The organism is uncultured Campylobacter sp., from assembly GCF_938045405.1.
In the GTDB taxonomy this organism is placed as follows: domain Bacteria; phylum Campylobacterota; class Campylobacteria; order Campylobacterales; family Campylobacteraceae; genus Campylobacter_B.
In genome coordinates, this window is record NZ_CALIMW010000281.1 from 1 (window position 1) to 2,260 (window position 2,260).

The window sequence follows — 2,260 nt, forward strand, 5'->3', positions numbered from 1 at the left end:
ATAGCGGCGTTTGGGTTTTCAAATTTATTAGAAGGACAGGGCGGTTTGGCGCCTGCGGCGAGCTTTAAATTTTGAAAGCGAGCTAGGCCGCGGCAGCCGAACGCAGGAGTTTTAAAATTCGCTCCGCGGCGATAGAGTTTAAATTTTTATTGCGGTAATGGAACGCTAATTTGCGTCGCCGGTCGCGGCGACTGGGCGCGGAGCTGTAAATTGCGTCGGCACCGCGAGCTTGAGCGCATGGCTTTAAAATTTATGCCGAAGTTGTGGGATTTGGGCGCGGGGTTTAAAATTTACCCGAGATTTCTGCCGTCGTGCACGCTGCGATGTATGCTGCTGCGTGCTGCTTTTTCGTCGGTTGGGTTTGAAATTTTAAATTTAGCCGCAGCGCGGATTTGTTCGGGCGTTTAGCAGCTTTTAAATTCGGCGGATCACTCTAGCGCTTCTCGACTTTAAATTTAACCGATAAGTTGGGTTAATGCGCTAAATTTAGCGGATTTGGCTTGTTCTGTGTTTTCGTACATAGGCCCCCACGATGGCGCCGTATTGGTCGAATGCAATTCGCAAAGCCAAAACATTACGCGTAAAAGCAGGATGAAATTTTTAGATCAAAATCGTGTGCGATGCGCCAGGTACGTCCGCTTGCGCCGTAATTCGTGCGAGCGTTTGCGTAGTGCGTCGTAGCTGCGCAGATCTTTGTTGCAACCGCGCCGCAATACCGCATCAGTGCGCGCTCTGCCCGCGCAGATGTAAGGCTCCGCGCGCTTAAATTTGCGCGATAAATTTAGACGGCAAAAAGATAAAATTTAGGATCAAAATGCAGATAAAATTAAACGGCAAAGCTTACGAGACGGTCGCGAGCGATCTTGAAGGGCTTAAGCGCGAGGTTAAATTTAGCGGCGAGATCGCCGTGATAAACGGCTATGCGAGCACGCAGAATTGCGAGCTGAAGGCTGGCGATGAGCTATTTTTGCTCACGCGCGGTGCGGAGCTGGCGCCGCGGGAGCTTCGCGCGCTGATGCTTGCTCGCAACGCCCCCGCCGTAAACGAGGCGCTGCAAGGCTCGCGCGTGGCGATCTGCGGGCTCGGCGGGCTCGGCTCAAACGTCGCGATCCTGCTTGCGCGCGCGGGCGTGGGCGAGCTCTTTTTGATCGACTTCGACGTCGTTGAGCCGACCAACCTTAACCGCCAGCAGTACGAGATCGGCGATCTTTACAAGCCCAAAACGGCCGCTCTGCGCGAAAAAATCGCGCGTATAAACCCGTTCGTGCGCGTACGAACCTTAAACGAGCGACTTACCGCGCAAAACGTAGCCGAAATTTTAAAAAACGAGCGTATAATTTGCGAGTGCTTCGACGACGCGGCGGCGAAAGCGATGATTTTTGGCGCATTCGGCGGCACGGATCGCTTTTTGATCTGCGCTAGCGGCATGGCGGGTAGCGGCGGCGCCAACGAGATCCGCACGACGCGGCTCGGCAAAAACGTCTTCGTCTGTGGCGACCGCAAAAGCGCTGCGGCTCAGGGCGTGGGGCTGCTCGCGCCGCGCGTGGCGATCTGCGCCGCTCATCAGGCAAACGTCGCGCTTAGACTGATTTTGGGCGAGGAGGGCTAAGCCTGGCCGCTAATCGCGCGCCCGCATTTCTAAATTTACGCGTTTTTATGCGTGCCACTTAAATCGGGCTTTGCACTATTATTTTTGAGAAGCAGCGAGCGTTTCGGCGGCATACAGCGCGTTTAAAAGCGGCGTGAAATTTACCGCGCGCCGCGTAAATTTAGCCGCGAGATCTAAATTTAAACGACGAAATTTTAACCCTTTGCCGTGCCTAGCTAGCGGGCAGGTAGAATTTTAAAATTTATTCGGCGCGAGCGAGCTGCTTTTGAACGTAGGATTTAAAATTCCGCGCAGCGAAGCGGGCTGCAGTCTGCGCGTGAAATTTTAAAATTTTGTGTCGTGGCGTAAAATTTGACGAGAAATTTTAAAGCTCGGGCGCAGCGTCGTGCAGCGTGTAAAGCGATGGATAGAAGCAAGGCGCACATCTGCGCCGCAATCTCGCGTGTGTATAATGCGCCGTGCGCGCGCGCCGATACGCGCTATCTGCGCCACGTATCAAAACGAAAATTTAAACTAAAGAGGATAGAATGGACGATAAACTGATCTTAGGCGGCAGGGAGTTTAGCTCGCGCCTTATAATGGGCTCTGGCAAGTTTGATCACGCGATGATCGACGCCTGCGTGCGGCATGCGGGCTGCGAGATCGTCACGC

2 protein-coding genes and 1 pseudogene are annotated in these 2,260 nt (G+C 53.7%); all 3 read left to right on the plus strand.

Annotated elements, in window-relative coordinates:
• Positions 1-814: 814 nt before the first annotated feature.
• Positions 815-1,609 carry a sulfur carrier protein ThiS adenylyltransferase ThiF gene (gene thiF / locus Q0140_RS11520; RefSeq protein ID WP_297964726.1) on the plus strand — a complete coding sequence of 265 codons (795 nt, stop codon included), beginning with the start codon at positions 815-817 and terminating at the stop codon, positions 1,607-1,609.
• A gap of 402 nt (positions 1,610-2,011) precedes the next feature.
• Entirely contained in the window at positions 2,012-2,152 is a 141-nt protein-coding gene (locus Q0140_RS11525; protein ID WP_297964728.1) for a hypothetical protein, read from the plus strand.
• Positions 2,137-2,260 (plus strand): annotated as a pseudogene (locus tag Q0140_RS11530) (thiazole synthase); the annotation flags it as partial. The gene Q0140_RS11525 and the pseudogene Q0140_RS11530, both read left to right, overlap by 16 nt.